We start from the raw sequence: 11654 nt of genomic DNA, 5'->3' as shown, positions 1-11654 counted from the left end.
CCTCAACGTCCTTTGGGCGATGATCCGTGACGGAGAGCAGTTCCATGCTTCACCCCCCGTCACGCTGGCGGCTTGACATCACGATTGGGAAGTCCCTTCCCGTTGTCGTGTGCCGTGGCCCCGGCTGCGACAACGCTGGCGCTGAGCCCGACAACGCAAACTCTACAGCAATGCTGTTCAGTTTTGCTGTACAGCATTGCTGCGCAGGTCAGCTGCACAGCTTTGCTGACCAACGGGGTAAAGTGCCCTATGCCCACCTCGGAAGCCGCCGCCATCGCCGCCGAATTGCGCACCGCGTTGGGCAAGCTCACCCGACGCGTCAAAGACGAGGACCGGATCCCGCTGGGCCAGGCAGCCGTTCTCGGTGCACTCGACCGCAACGGCGCCATGACCACCAGCGACCTCGCCGCCGATCAGCGCGTGCGCCCCCAGTCAATGGCACGGGCGGTGGGGCTGCTCATGGAACAGAACCTGATCACGCGCCGGGCGCACCCCACGGACGGCCGCAAGTCGCTGGTCGAGCTGTCCGACGCGGGCCGGATCGCGCTCGAAGCGGAGCGCGGCCGCAGGGCCGGTTGGCTCGCGCAGGCCATCGAGGCCGAACTCGACGATGAGGAGCGCGCGTTGCTGGCGCGGAGCGCCGCCCTGCTGGAGCGGCTGGCGACACGCTAGAAGAGCCCTTCCCCCGTCCTTGTCCATGGCTTCCCGAACCGCGAGTCGGTCGACGTGCTGGGCACGATGGAGGTCAGCGACGGGCGGCGACACGAGGCCCCGGTGACGAAGGAAGACGGCTGACTGCCGGTCGTGTGCGCATCGGGCGCGAGCAGCCGGCGCAAATCCAACGGCGTCAGCGGGAACGGTGGGGCGGAACGCCGTCAGAGGTGGCACCGTCGGCCTCCGCCGCGTCGGCGAGGGCCTGAGCAGCGGCTTCCGCGGCCTGCACCGTGTCGTCGGCGGCTTGGGCAGTCCTGTCGTCCGGGGAATTCTCGCGGACGGCCGGTGACTGGGGCAGCGCCTCGCTGAAGGCGCGGGACACACCCTGAAGGGCGGAGGTGACCTCGCCGGGGATCACCCAGAAGGTGCTGCCCGGGCCTTGGGCGAGTTGGGGCAGCGTCTGGAGGTACTGATAGGCGAGCAGCTTGGGGTCGGGGTCATTGCGGTGCACTGCCTGGAACACCTCATCGATGGCCCGGGACTGCCCCTCGGCCTTGAGGATCTCAGCGGTGCGGTTGCCCTCCGCGCGGAGGACAGCGGACTGCTTGTCGCCTTCGGCGGTGAGGATTTGCGATTGGCGTTGCCCTTCGGCCCCGAGGATCGCGGCGCGCTTGTCCCGCTCGGCCCGCATCTGCTTCTCCATGGCCTCCTTGATGGACTGCGGAGGGTCGATGGCCTTGATCTCCACCCGGTTGACTCTGAGCCCCCACTTACCGGTGGCCTCGTCCAGTACGCCACGGAGCTGGTTGTTGATGGTGTCGCGTGAGGTGAGGGTTTTTTCCAGATCCATGGATCCCACGACGTTGCGCAAGGTGGTGACAGTGAGTTGTTCGACCGCCTTGAGGAAATTGGCGATCTCGTAGAAAGCCGCTCGGGGGTCGGTGACCTGGAAGTACAGGACGGTGTCGATCTCGACGACCAGGTTGTCCTCGGTGATGACCGGTTGCGGCCGGAAGGAGACGACCTGTTCGCGCAGGTCAATCACTGGATGGACGCGGTCGATGTACGGGATGACGACGTTGAGGCCGGGTTGCAGGGTGCGGTGGTAGCGGCCGAGTCGTTCGACATTGCGAGCGCGTGCCTGGGGCACGATACGTACCGCCCGCACCACGGTGAAGACTGCGAAGAGCGCGACGATCAGTCCAGCTATGAGCAACGCCGAGGCTTCCATGGCTCACTCCCGGGGGTACACGAGCGCGGTGGTGCCGCTGATCTCCATGACATCGACGACCGTTCCTGGAGGAATCACCAGCGTCTCGTCATAGGCGCGCGCCGTCCATTCCTCGCCGCCGATGCGGACCCTGCCGCCCAGGCCCGTCACCTCGGCGACGACATGGGCAGGCCTGCCGACCAGCGCCTCCACGCCGAATCGCGCCGGCTGAGGCCGGCGCATGTGGCGCACGGCCATGGGGCGCACGAACAGCACGCTGAGCGTGGCGACGACGGTGAACACCAAGAATTGCAGGGGCACCGGGAGCCCGGCCGCAGCGGCTCCCGCCGTGACCAGCGCAGCCCCGCCGAGCATGCCGAGCGCCGCAGTAAGGGTGAAGATCTCCGCGGCGGCCAGCACCCCGGCAGCGATCAGCCACATCAGCCATGGATCCATCGCGAACCCCTCATGAACCGGTGCAGACACCCGCAAGTGACCAGTTCGCCATTTATTGCACTTTTACCCTGTTTCTGGAAACCCTATTCTCCGTGCGAACCAGTGGGTCCATCTTTGATCTCCCGTAGGGGAGCGTCGGCGGCAGGCGGGGCCGTCACCAAGAGTTTCTTGGATCAGCGCTGCCCGCCTGACACGGCCGCCCCGGCGGCCGCGCGCCCTGCCGCCGTACCGCTCACGGCCCGGGGCCGGGAGCATCGAGCGGCGGGACACCGGGGAGACTGGGCGCCATGACCGTCAAAGGTGTTCTCTTCGACTTCTCCGGAACCCTGTTCCGCATCGAATCCACCGCGTCCTGGCTGCGGTCCGTGCTCGACCGGGCCCGGATCCCGCTGGACGGGGCCGAGTTCGAGCGGCTGACCCGTGGCCTGGAGGCTTGTGGCGCCCTGCCCGGGGGCGTCGCCCCGCGCGCGGTGCCGGCGCACCTCACCGAGGTGTGGGCGGAGCGCGACCGCACCGCGGAGCAGCACCGGGCCGCGTACATCGGCATGGCGCGCGAGGTCCCGCTGCCGCGCCCCGAGCTCTACGACGCCCTGTACGCCCGGCACATGGAGCCCGCCGCCTGGCGCCCGTACGCCGACGCGGGCGACGTGCTGGCCGAGTTGCGACGGCGGGGCGTGCGCACCGCCGTGGTGAGCAACATCGGCTGGGATCCGCGGCCGGTCTTCCGGGAACACGGTCTCGACGCATGGGTCGACGCGTACGTCCTCTCCTATGAACACGGTGTCCAGAAGCCGGATCCGCGGCTGTTCCGGGCGGCGTGCGAGGCGCTCGGCCTGGCGCCCGAGGACGTGCTGATGGTCGGCGACGACCGGCGCGCGGACGCGGGCGCCGCGGCGGTGGGATGCGCGGTGCACCTGGTCGACCATCTACCGGTCGAGGAGCGTCCCGACGCGCTGCGGCCGGTGCTCGAACTGGCCGGCTGAAGCGGCGTCGGGCCCATGCCGTCCACTGACTTTGGGCGATCCCCCGCGTCGCCCAAAATCAGCGGACAGATATCCCTGGACCTCTGATTTCCTGGCGTGACCTGCCTCGTCAGCCCCTTGGAGCCCGCGTTTGTCGGGGCCCAAGGGGTGTTCGGCCGGATTCACGGTCCTTGATCATCTCCCAGAGATCTCCCACCGTGGCTCCCCTGCCGAAACGAGGCCAGCAGGAGCAGAATGTGCGCGAGCCCCCTCCGGCTGACGGAGGGGGCTCGCGCTGTGCCGAGGGCCGCGGGGGGCCACCCCTTGCCGTTACGGCCCTGGCACGATCTTGGGTGATTCACCGAATGGACAGCTAGCAACAAGGCGAAGCAGGGGGCCCGACGGACCGCACCTGACCAGCAATATTGGCGGCCACTCGGTCAGGTGACGCTATCTTCCGGCCGGAAGATTTAACAGCCCCCCATAGCGTGACGCTTTCAAGATCGTCCGCTGGGAGCTGCCGCTGTGGCCGTGCCGTACCAGCGGCTCGCCGCCCACCTGCGACAGCTCATCCAGGATGGCGACTGGCCGCCCGGGTATCGCATCCCTTCGCATGCCCAGCTCCAAGCAGAACATGGCGTCGGCCGCGGCGTTGTCGAGCACGCCATCGCACAGCTGCGCCTGGAAGGGCTCCTTGAGGGGGTTCGACGGGCGCGGCCTACGGTGGCTTACCCTCCGGCTGTGCGGACCCTCGTGGATCCCGATGCCGAGTGGCCGGTGCCGCCCGATGCTCGCCAGCGCGACACAAGGCCTGCGGCGGACGAGGACCTGGCTGGCCGGCTCGGCGTGCCAGTAGGGACCCGCCTGACGAGCCGGGCTGTGGAGCTGGTCGATCCGTGCGGCGTCACCGTCGGACTGTGTACGACCTGGCGGCGCGGGAGGCTGCGCGCGCACACTGCGGTGAGGTGCGAGGTCACCCTCCACGCGATCACTGCCGCGGAGGCCGAACTGACAGGCCTCGTGGCAGGCGCTCCGGCGTTTTTGGTCCAGCGTGTTCGGTACGGCATCGATGGTTCCCCCGTTGAGATTGCTGATTTCGTCCTCCCCTCGGACCGCTGGCGCATCGGATTCTGACGCCTAACCAGCGAGCGAGTACGTGAACGTTGCACCAACTCCGACGCCTACTCTCCCACGCCATCGGTGTATGTAGTAGGCATATGCGCGCACCGAATTGGTCCCGTGACCTAAATGATCAGAACTCGCTGACCTCAGGTTCTGTGTTCCCGGGCGCGGTCTCTCGCCTGGATCCATTCGCGGAGCCACCGGTAGTCGCGGGCGAGCTGGGTGACGTGGCAGGCGTCGGCGAGCGGACCGTGCCCGAGGCTGTGCTGGGCCTGGCTGGCGATGCGGTCGAGGACCGATCGTGCCCGGTCTGATTCGAGGCTGCCGGCCCATAGTCGACGGAGGCGGAGTTGTGCCTCGGGGAGCAGTGCCCCGATGTGGCCGAGGAGAAGCGCCTCGAGGTCGGCCAGTTCGTCCGGTTGGAGGGGGCTGGAGCGGATGGCGAGGGCGCGGTCGAGGGTGCGCTGGATCGTGTCCGCATCGACGCGTTCGTGGTGGTCTGCGGGGTGGCTCATAGGGGCGGCTGACTGGCTGCGGTGAGCGCGGACCTCAGGTCGTCGGGGTCAGTGAGCCGCCACCGATACTCGGGTGGGGTGAGCCAGTACGGTCCGGGGGGTTCGCTCCGTGAAGGCGGTGGGAGCGGCAGGTAAGAGTCCTCGCCCAGGGCGTGGGTTTCGGGGAAGTCCCAGTGTCCTGCGGTGCCTGGTGGGACGAGGACGTACATGCGGCGTTCTCCGGGCTCGACGATGACGGTGCCGAGGGCGTCGCCGAGGTGCTCGGCGGCTGCGAGTCCGAGGTAGCGGGGCATGCGGATGGCGTCCCAGTCTGTCCCAACTGCGGTGATGGTGGTGGTCATCGCGGTCCTTGTCGTCGTGGAGCTGATGGTGCGACGACCGTAGGGGCGATGCGCCTGTGGGACCCGGTCTGTCAGGCCGGGTTGTCTGGGAGTCCGGGTGCTTCGTCGAGTCCGATGCGGTCGACGAGGTCCTCGACCTGTCGGCGGTAGGTGGGGCGGACGCGACGTCGTAGATCGGTCAGCATCTGGCGGGCGAGGGGGCTGCGCGCGACGTCTTCGGGAGCGAGTTGTTCGAGGTCGAGGAGGTGGACGAGGACGGCGGCGTCTTCTTTTCGCAGGTCGTAGCAGCGTGCGATGTCGAGCAGGAACGTGAACTGCCGCTCGAGGGAGGGAAGGCAGGAGATGTCGACGCGGTCCGCACAGCGGAGCCCTTCGGCCGCCTCGCCAGCGAGCATTTCGATGCTCAGGGCGTGGAGATCGACGTTGGTGGGGCCGAACACGGTCCAGCCGACGTTGCCCTCGCCGGCCGCTTTGGCATTGGGAAGGGCTCTGCGTTCGAGGCGGCGGCGGGCGGCCCACCAGTCGCGGCGGCGGGCGGCGGCGGTGACGGCGACCAGTTCGAGGGCGCCGACTATGGCGTGCTCGTCCGGGGTTTCCGGTGCCTTGATCTGCTCGGCGGCGAGCGTGACGACTTGCTCGGCGCCTTCGGGTTCGTCTTGGGCGAGGAGGACGTGGCCGAGGTTCCATTGGGCTCCGGCGATTCGGAGTGGGTCGTCGGCGTCCTCAGCGGCGCGGAGGGCGCGGTCGGCGACGAGGAGGGAGAGGTCGATGCGTCCGGTGCGGCGGCAGTAGGAGCGGAGGAGGCCGTAGAGGTCGGCTGCGGTGCGGAGTGTTTCGCGGCGGGCTACCGGGTCGGTGCCGGCCCGGTGGGTGCGGACGGCGTGCTCGACGTCGGTCAGGAGGTCGGGGAGGATGCGGGCGGACTCGGTGAACCGGTTTTTGGACGTTTGCCAGGTGCGCCAGGCGGCTTCGACTCTTTCCCTGAGTGTCGCCGGTGCGGGGAAAGCCGGTGCGTGTGAGGCGGCGCGGTAGCCCATGAGGACGCGGGCGACGTCGGGGGCCGTTTGCTGGGGGGCGGGCTCGTCGGTCGGTGCCTGGTGGTCGAGGAGGGCTGAGACGGGGACGCCGATTTCCCGGGCTAGGGCTACGAGAACGTCTAGAGACGGTGCTTTGCGGCCTCGTTCGATTTGGCCGAGGTAGTCCTCGGTGATGCCGCAGAGGCCGGCGATGGCCGCTTGGGATCTGTTGCCGTTGTGTCTGCGCCAGTATCGGATGCGTGCGCCGACGGGGAGTTCGCTGGTCATTGGTGCTCCATGAACTGGTTGTGCCCGCAATGGGGTTCACCGTAGCGCCGCGTGTGGCTGAGAGTGGTTTCGCCAGCTCGTTCGTGTGACAGCCTGTCTCTGGCGGCGGACCCTGGGGAGGAGTCGGATGCGGCGGATCGTGCTGTGGGACATCGACCACACGCTGGTCGATACGCGCGGTGTGGGCAGGGAGCTGTCCGGGTTGGCGTTCGAGCGGGTGACGGGCCGGCGGATGGAGCGGCAGGCGCGGATCGATGGGATCACGGAGCCGGTGATTTTCCGGGAGACCGCGAAGCTCCACGGCCTGGAGACGGGCCGCGGTGATTTCGAGCGGTTCGCGGAGGCGCTGGCGGAGGCGCATGTGCAGCGGGCGGCTGAGCTTCGGGAGCGGGGCCACGCCTTGCCCGGTGCTGCGGCAGCTCTGGATGCCCTGGCGGAGGTGGACGGCGTAGAGCAGACCGTGGTGTCCGGTAACGTCCGCGCCGTGTCGGAGATCAAATTGCAGACGTTCGGGCTCGACCGGCATATCCGGTGGGAGCTGGGTGCCTACGGGGAGGACGCGGACGAGCGGCCCGAGCTGGTCCGCATCGCCCTGGAGCGCGCTGGTCTCACCGCGGCACAGGCGGTGCTGCTCGACGACACCCCGGCGGGCGTCGAAGCGGGCCTCGCCAACAGGGTCCGGGTGATCGGCGTGGCGACGGGCCGCAGCAACGAGGCCGAACTGAGTGCGGCCGGCGCAAACGTCGTCCTCCCCGATCTCACGGACACGGACCTGCTGGTACGGCTGACGCAGGGATCATGAAGCCGCTGTCAGTACCTCGTCGTACCCTCGGCCTTATGACCCCAACTCCCCCTCCTCCAGGCGCGGTGTGCCCGGATGCCGCTGCGGTGAACGCTGCGATCCGGGCATTCCTCCGCGCTCGGCGGGGTCGGGCATTGTCGGCGGCGGAGCGGGCGGTGTACGAGGAGCTGCGGGCGGAGTGGGTGGCCGCGGTACGCCGGGACCGGTACGGCAGGGCGGCGTAGCGCCCCAGCCAGAAGGACCACTGATAGCGCATAACGTTCCCCTATGCGCTGCCCTCCCGGTTCTGGCAGGCCGGGCAGAACCAGGTCTTGAAGTCCGAGTCGGGGGCATGGCGCCATCCAGCGGCGACGGCCGCGCGCTTCGCCTCAAGCTCGCCGGGCCAGTTGCCCGCCTTCTCGGCGGTGGCGGCAGCGACCAGGGTGTCCGCCGTCAGATCAGTGCCTGGCACGTAGTTGTCGGGGAGCGAAAGCCATTCCTTCCCTGGGCCGTCGCATTGGACGCGGTACGCGGGCTTGATCATGCGATCTACTCCTAGCGTCTTGGAGTGCGCTCAGACTTGTGGGGTAACCGATGTTGTCATAGCCCGATGTCCTCGGATGCGGCGTCGGTCCAGGCGTCGGCGTCCTGGATGTAGCCCCAGAAGACGGGGCTGTTGGCGGCGTGTCCGGACTGGCTGCGGATCTTCTCTTCGCGCTTGCCGGCCTTGCGGGCGGTGGTGATGAATCCGGACCGCATGGAGTGGCCGGTGAGGCGGACGGCGATTCCGGCGCGTTCGGCGCTGCGGGCGATGATCTCGCGGCAGGCTGCCGGGGACAGCGGCTCGGTGCCGACGGCGCCGTGGACGCTGATCGGCAGGAACGCGGGCCCGCCAGCGAGTCCAGCGGCGGCTTTCCAGATGGACCAGGCGCGGACCGGGCAGGTGTCGGGGTTGCGGCCGTAGGCGACTACGACGTCTCGGGCCGGGCGGCCTTTGACGGCAGGCACGTGTACGTCGAGGCCCTGGCTGACGAGGGTGATGCCTTCGTCGCGGAGGGCGGCGACCTCGGCGGAGCGGCCGGCAATGCCGAAGGCCATGAGCCAGAGAGCGCGGTCGCGAATCCCGGCGAGGCTGGCCGGGGCGGCGGCGTACATCTGGCGGAGCTGTTCGGGGGTGGCGGCGGGGGCCTTGCCGCGACCTCGGGCGATCCGGTCGGGGTCGGCCTTGAGCGGCTTGAGCGCCTGGCGCGCAGCGACGGTGGCCACCTTGGGGACCTCGACGCCTTGAGCCCGCGCCGTGATGGTGACTCCGGTAATCCTGCGGTCGATGCTGGCCGGGGCGGCGAGCTTGATGGTGTCCAGCCAGACGACGAAGCCGACCAGCGTGCCCTTGGTGACGGCGGTGAGTGGTAGCTGGTGCCCGGTGCGTTCGGCGAGCCAGTCGTGGAACTCGGCCCAGAGGTTCCAGTCGTTGGCGTAGCCGCGCTTGGTGTTGTGGGGGCGGATGGCGTCGAGGTGTTCCTCGGCGGCTTGTTCCATGGCGTGGAGGACGGCGAGGGTCGCCGGGTCATAGACGGCCGGGGCGGCGGTTGGCTGGAGCGGGACGAGGCTGGTCACGCCGCCTCCGGGTGGTTCGCGAGGAACTCGTGCCGGTAGCCGCCCAGCTCTGCGATACGAAGCTGGTCCTGCTGCCAGCTGGACGGGCCGTCCTCGCCGTCCAGGCTGTCGTTCCAGCCGGGGAGGTAGTCCGGGTGGTGCCGCCACATGCGGGTGAAGTAGCGCATCGTGGAGCAGGGGAAGCCGCAGGCGGGGTCGCAGGTGAAGCAGCGCGCCCAGGACTTGCCGTCGGAGTTGACGTATGGGGAGTGCTGGACGACGGCGAGGCGGAGCGAGATGACGCGGTCGACAGCCATGTCTCGCTCGGAGCCCGCCGGAAGAGCCTCGGCGGCCGCGAGGTCTTCGCGGAGTCGGGCGTGCACGAAGTCCTCGGCGCGGAACTCCCAGAGCCAGTTCGGATCATCCGGTGCAGTCATGGCTTCCCCCCGTCGGTGAGCGCTGCAACCACGACGTCCATCGCCGCGTTCCAGCCCTTGCAGTGCGCGACGTCCTCGCCCTGGGTGCCCGGGATGCATGGCGCCGTCTTGGTCGTCGCATCCCACACGCGGGACATCCGCAGCTGTACATGCTTCTCGATGGCGCCCATCAGCGTGTCGATCTCCCACTGCACGGCGGGGCTCATCCTCGTGTGACAGCAGATGGTCGAGGCGACCAGCTCTGCCAGTTCCTCGCGCGTCATCGGGATATCCCCGGACTGATCGCCATCAAGGATCTGAGACATACTCAATTGTACCAAAAATGGGCGCCGATATGGCATCTTATCGCTGGTCAACTCCCCTTGTGGAGCTGGGGATGTGGCGTTGTGGAGCTGCCGCTACGGGCGAGCTTTCGAGGCCGCCCAGGGTCTGTGGCATCCGGCTGAGCGTGACGGCTGTCCTGTGCCACCGAACCTTGAGCGATGTCATCGAAGTTTGCGCTTGGTTAGCGCCCGTGCTCCCCGTTGCCGGTGCCCAGTTCCGAGTCGTCGGCCATGGCGCGCAGCATCGCGGCGGTCTGGGCATCGGTGAGCACGGCACCGGTGGCCCGGCGGCGCGCCTCATCGGCAAGGCCGCGCTCGGCTTCAAGCGCGAGCATCGCCGCAGGTGTGTCGGTGGCGGGCGTGCCGTCGGGTTTGTGTCCAAGGCAGAGGAGCGGCTCCGGCAGGTCGCCGCAGCGAGAGCAGCGCAGCTCGTCGGGGATGGGCTCGGACATCGCGCCTCCTTGACCTGCAGTACTCAACCTTCACTGACACTAACTCGTGTTCGTCAAGATCCGGTGGCAAACGGTCAAGGTTCGGTGGCACGGGACAACGGCATGGCGGCGTGATTTGATCTTCCCCTGACCTAAAATCGATCACATGCCCGACGCCTTGAACCTCCCCGACGATCTGATCGCTCTCCAGCGTGCCGCCGACGCGGAGCACGCCCGACTGGAGCAGCTCACGACTGAGTACGGGCGGCCCACGATCGACTGGACCGAGGAACAGCACGCGGCATGGGACGCGCAGCAAGCCGTCTGGCGTGCCGCGGTCGAAGCGAAGGCACTCGCCGCGGCGCCCCTGGGTGCGGAGCACGGGCACGAGGTCGTCGAGCGGGAGCTGAAGAAGGCCGCCCGGAACCCCGGGTAGACGAAGGCCCCACCCCTGCATCACGGGGTGGGGCGGTCCGAGTGCAGCCAGCACTGGATACGGTCCACGGTACCTGCGGGCACTGACAGTGCTGGGGCGGCCCGGACCCTGCTGGGCGCCCTCCGGCTGCGCCGACCGTCGTCTCGCCGGAGGCTGGGAGCATGCCGCGGACGATGTGGAAAGGCGCGATCGGGTTCGGGTTGGTGTCCGTGCCCGTGACCCTGGCGCCGGCTACCGAGGAGCACGACGTTCGGCTCCACCAGGTCCATGACGCCGACGGCGGGCGGGTCAGGAATCAGAGGACCTGCGAGGTGTGCGGGGAGGTCGTCCCGTATGAGAATGTCGCCAAGGGCGTCGAGCGCGACGGCCGCCAGGCGGTACTCACGGACGCGGACTTGAACGACCTTCCCCTCCCCAGTAAGCGTTTGATCGACGTGCTGGCCTTCGTGGACGCCGACGAGATCGACCCGCTCCAACTTGACCGCGCATATGTCCTGTCTCCGGAGACGTCCGCCGCGAACAAGCCCTACATCCTGCTGCGGGAGACGTTGAAGCAGACGGACCGGGTCGCCGTCACGAAGATCGCTTTGCGGTCGAAGGAGAGTCTCGCCCTGCTGCGGGTCCACGACGAGCTGCTGACCCTGCACACGATGTTCTGGCCGGATGAGGTGCGGGACCCGGCGGGGCTGGCTCCCCCGTCGTCGGTGAGTGTCCGGCCGCAGGAGATCAAGATGGCGTCTGGGCTCATGGAGCGGATGTCGAAGGATTTCGATCTCGACGCTCTGGGTGACGAGTACCAGGCGGCTCTCCGGGAGCTCATCCAGTCGAAGATCGAGGACAAGCCGGTGCCCAAGCGGGAGACGGCTGCGGCGCCCTCGAATGTCGTCGATCTGATGGCCGCGCTTCAGGCGTCGATCGACCGGGCCGACGCCGGCGACGCCTCCGGGCCCGCGCCGGCTCCTCGCAAGGCGGCAGCGAAGAAGACAGCGGAGAAGACAGCGAAAAGCGCACCCAAGAAGAAGGCCGCGAAGAAGACGACGTCTAAGCGGCGCACCGGGTAGCTCAGCTCGACGACTACACTCGAAC

At 68.5% G+C, this 11654-nt stretch carries 16 protein-coding genes; 6 read left to right on the top strand and 10 right to left on the bottom strand.

Annotation, left to right across the window (positions count from 1 at the left end; all coding sequences use genetic code 11):
- Positions 1-249 precede the first annotated feature (249 nt).
- Positions 250-672 (top strand): MarR family winged helix-turn-helix transcriptional regulator, encoded by a 423-nt coding sequence (locus ACZ53N_RS29155; RefSeq protein ID WP_469143798.1) that lies wholly within the window; start codon positions 250-252, stop codon positions 670-672.
- Positions 673-847: 175 nt separating this feature from the next.
- Here the strand turns inward: ACZ53N_RS29155 and ACZ53N_RS29150 are convergent, their stop codons facing one another.
- Together ACZ53N_RS29150 and ACZ53N_RS29145 are read right to left on the bottom strand one after the other, a co-directional pair.
- Positions 848-1885: an SPFH domain-containing protein gene (locus ACZ53N_RS29150; RefSeq protein WP_469143797.1), complete on the bottom strand. Its 1038-nt coding sequence runs from the start codon at positions 1883-1885 to the stop codon at positions 848-850.
- Positions 1886-1888: 3 nt separating this feature from the next.
- Positions 1889-2320, bottom strand: a complete 432-nt coding sequence (locus tag ACZ53N_RS29145) for an NfeD family protein (protein WP_469143796.1) — start codon at positions 2318-2320, stop codon at positions 1889-1891.
- 287 nt (positions 2321-2607) lie between these two features.
- Between ACZ53N_RS29145 and ACZ53N_RS29140 the strand changes: the two genes are divergently transcribed.
- Positions 2608-3303: an HAD family hydrolase gene (locus tag ACZ53N_RS29140; protein ID WP_469143795.1), complete on the top strand. Its 696-nt coding sequence runs from the start codon at positions 2608-2610 to the stop codon at positions 3301-3303.
- 504 nt (positions 3304-3807) lie between these two features.
- Positions 3808-4416, top strand: coding sequence for a GntR family transcriptional regulator (locus ACZ53N_RS29135; RefSeq protein ID WP_469143794.1), 609 nt, complete (start codon positions 3808-3810; stop codon positions 4414-4416).
- Positions 4417-4550: 134 nt separating this feature from the next.
- Here the strand turns inward: ACZ53N_RS29135 and ACZ53N_RS29130 are convergent, their stop codons facing one another.
- From ACZ53N_RS29130 to ACZ53N_RS29120, 3 genes are all read right to left on the bottom strand, one after another.
- Complete coding sequence (locus ACZ53N_RS29130) at positions 4551-4919, bottom strand: DUF6415 family natural product biosynthesis protein (protein ID WP_469143793.1); 369 nt, start codon at positions 4917-4919, stop codon at positions 4551-4553.
- On the bottom strand, positions 4916-5260 hold the full coding sequence (locus ACZ53N_RS29125; RefSeq protein ID WP_469143792.1) for a hypothetical protein: 345 nt from the start codon (positions 5258-5260) through the stop codon (positions 4916-4918). Before ACZ53N_RS29125 ends, ACZ53N_RS29130 begins: the two co-directional genes overlap by 4 nt.
- Before the next feature lie 71 nt (positions 5261-5331).
- Entirely contained in the window at positions 5332-6564 is a 1233-nt protein-coding gene (locus ACZ53N_RS29120) for a helix-turn-helix domain-containing protein (protein WP_469143791.1), read from the bottom strand.
- Positions 6565-6691: 127 nt separating this feature from the next.
- Here ACZ53N_RS29120 and ACZ53N_RS29115 point away from each other — a divergent pair, with 127 nt between their 5' ends.
- The gene (locus tag ACZ53N_RS29115; protein WP_469143790.1) at positions 6692-7366 is read left to right on the top strand and encodes an HAD family hydrolase; all 675 of its coding nucleotides are present in this window, start codon (positions 6692-6694) and stop codon (positions 7364-7366) included.
- A gap of 265 nt (positions 7367-7631) precedes the next feature.
- Here the strand turns inward: ACZ53N_RS29115 and ACZ53N_RS29110 are convergent, their stop codons facing one another.
- The 5 genes from ACZ53N_RS29110 to ACZ53N_RS29090 all read right to left on the bottom strand — a co-directional run bounded on the left by ACZ53N_RS29110 (position 7632) and on the right by ACZ53N_RS29090 (position 10153).
- A complete protein-coding gene (locus tag ACZ53N_RS29110) occupies positions 7632-7889 on the bottom strand; it encodes a hypothetical protein (RefSeq protein ID WP_469143789.1) in 258 nt (85 codons plus the stop codon).
- Positions 7890-7945: 56 nt separating this feature from the next.
- Positions 7946-8962 (bottom strand): tyrosine-type recombinase/integrase, encoded by a 1017-nt coding sequence (locus ACZ53N_RS29105; RefSeq protein WP_469143788.1) that lies wholly within the window; start codon positions 8960-8962, stop codon positions 7946-7948.
- Positions 8959-9378, bottom strand: coding sequence for a hypothetical protein (locus ACZ53N_RS29100; RefSeq protein WP_469143787.1), 420 nt, complete (start codon positions 9376-9378; stop codon positions 8959-8961). The genes ACZ53N_RS29105 and ACZ53N_RS29100 overlap by 4 nt, the downstream gene beginning before the upstream one ends.
- A complete protein-coding gene (locus tag ACZ53N_RS29095) occupies positions 9375-9683 on the bottom strand; it encodes a hypothetical protein (RefSeq protein WP_469143786.1) in 309 nt (102 codons plus the stop codon). The genes ACZ53N_RS29100 and ACZ53N_RS29095 overlap by 4 nt, the downstream gene beginning before the upstream one ends.
- A 200-nt stretch (positions 9684-9883) precedes the next feature.
- Positions 9884-10153, bottom strand: a complete 270-nt coding sequence (locus ACZ53N_RS29090) for a hypothetical protein (RefSeq protein ID WP_469143785.1) — start codon at positions 10151-10153, stop codon at positions 9884-9886.
- 145 nt (positions 10154-10298) lie between these two features.
- On the opposite strand from ACZ53N_RS29090, the gene ACZ53N_RS29085 reads away from it, so the two are divergent.
- Positions 10299-10568, top strand: a complete 270-nt coding sequence (locus ACZ53N_RS29085; protein WP_469143784.1) for a hypothetical protein — start codon at positions 10299-10301, stop codon at positions 10566-10568.
- 161 nt (positions 10569-10729) lie between these two features.
- On the top strand, positions 10730-11629 hold the full coding sequence (ku, locus tag ACZ53N_RS29080) for a non-homologous end joining protein Ku (RefSeq protein ID WP_469143783.1): 900 nt from the start codon (positions 10730-10732) through the stop codon (positions 11627-11629).
- Positions 11630-11654 lie beyond the last annotated feature (25 nt).

The sequence above is a fragment of the Streptomyces sp. NPDC033229 genome (genome assembly GCF_055576875.1).
Note: the sequence above shows the minus strand (reverse complement) of the source record. Positions and strands in the feature narration are given on the sequence as shown.

Excerpts from the sequence above, each read along its gene's own strand:
- ACZ53N_RS29095 (WP_469143786.1), bottom strand. The coding sequence starts at position 9,683 with ATGTCTCAGATCCTTGATGGCGATCAGTCCGGGGATATCCCGATGACG.
- ACZ53N_RS29155 (WP_469143798.1), top strand. The coding sequence starts at position 250 with ATGCCCACCTCGGAAGCCGCCGCCATCGCCGCCGAATTGCGCACCGCG.
- ACZ53N_RS29100 (WP_469143787.1), bottom strand. The coding sequence starts at position 9,378 with ATGACTGCACCGGATGATCCGAACTGGCTCTGGGAGTTCCGCGCCGAG.
- ACZ53N_RS29085 (WP_469143784.1), top strand. The coding sequence starts at position 10,299 with ATGCCCGACGCCTTGAACCTCCCCGACGATCTGATCGCTCTCCAGCGT.
- ACZ53N_RS29120 (WP_469143791.1), bottom strand. The coding sequence starts at position 6,564 with ATGACCAGCGAACTCCCCGTCGGCGCACGCATCCGATACTGGCGCAGA.
- ACZ53N_RS29140 (WP_469143795.1), top strand. The coding sequence starts at position 2,608 with ATGACCGTCAAAGGTGTTCTCTTCGACTTCTCCGGAACCCTGTTCCGC.
- ACZ53N_RS29145 (WP_469143796.1), bottom strand. The coding sequence starts at position 2,320 with ATGGATCCATGGCTGATGTGGCTGATCGCTGCCGGGGTGCTGGCCGCC.
- ACZ53N_RS29090 (WP_469143785.1), bottom strand. The coding sequence starts at position 10,153 with ATGTCCGAGCCCATCCCCGACGAGCTGCGCTGCTCTCGCTGCGGCGAC.
- ACZ53N_RS29150 (WP_469143797.1), bottom strand. The coding sequence starts at position 1,885 with ATGGAAGCCTCGGCGTTGCTCATAGCTGGACTGATCGTCGCGCTCTTC.
- ku (WP_469143783.1), top strand. The coding sequence starts at position 10,730 with ATGCCGCGGACGATGTGGAAAGGCGCGATCGGGTTCGGGTTGGTGTCC.
- ACZ53N_RS29130 (WP_469143793.1), bottom strand. The coding sequence starts at position 4,919 with ATGAGCCACCCCGCAGACCACCACGAACGCGTCGATGCGGACACGATC.
- ACZ53N_RS29110 (WP_469143789.1), bottom strand. The coding sequence starts at position 7,889 with ATGATCAAGCCCGCGTACCGCGTCCAATGCGACGGCCCAGGGAAGGAA.
- ACZ53N_RS29125 (WP_469143792.1), bottom strand. The coding sequence starts at position 5,260 with ATGACCACCACCATCACCGCAGTTGGGACAGACTGGGACGCCATCCGC.
- ACZ53N_RS29115 (WP_469143790.1), top strand. The coding sequence starts at position 6,692 with ATGCGGCGGATCGTGCTGTGGGACATCGACCACACGCTGGTCGATACG.